Annotated in this window: 1 protein-coding gene; it reads left to right on the forward strand. The window is 62.4% G+C overall.

The genetic code is table 11. The features are described 5' to 3' along the window. Positions 1 to 333: 333 nt before the first annotated feature. Positions 334 to 667 (forward strand): hypothetical protein (locus E8A74_RS51670; protein WP_136936591.1); only part of this gene is annotated, 334 nt, incomplete at its 3' end.

The raw sequence follows: 667 nt of genomic DNA on the forward strand, positions 1-667 counted from the left end.
CGCGCGAAGCGCTGGACGAGATCGGGACGAAGGGCGAGGAGGTCGCCGAGGAGATCGGGTTGGTTCTGGTTGTTCCCCACATCCGCTTCTTGCCCGCAGCCGGAGAACGGTAACCGGAAATCGACGCGGAGGCGTTCGCGGGTCTCAGGATGAACAAGCTTTGTGAGGCATCCCTTGTTAGACGGTGCCTTACCAAGCAGCAAGTGCGGGCTGGCCTCGTCCTTCTATCCTTGACCGTCAGCATGTTGGTCGGGCAACCTGCCGCCTATCCAGGCTCTCCGACGTTTCGGGGAGCCTGCACGTCGGGGCAGGGCAATGAATCTCCTCCTTTCGATGCGTGCGTCGCGGGTCTACCTCGTCGTGCTCCTCGTGCTCGGGCTCGTTGTTTTTTCGTCGCCTGTGCTCGGACAGGAATGCAAGCGCAAGACGCCGATCCATTACATCGGCATGTGCATGCACCCGCACGGGCCGGCGCACAACGAGTGGACCTACGATTTCTCGGGCAACCCGCTCTTCGGCCGCGCGGCGCGGGAGCTCGTCGCCTGCCATGACGTCTTGCCGCTCTTCGTCTACCAGCCGAACGCGGACCTGAAGAGCAGTCAGTTGATACCGAAGAAGTTTTTTCACCTGGCGACGGCTTGCGAGCCACCTCCCCCGCCCAAGCCAA

This window comes from Polyangium fumosum, from assembly GCF_005144585.1.
GTDB lineage: Bacteria > Myxococcota_A > Polyangia > Polyangiales > Polyangiaceae > Polyangium > Polyangium fumosum.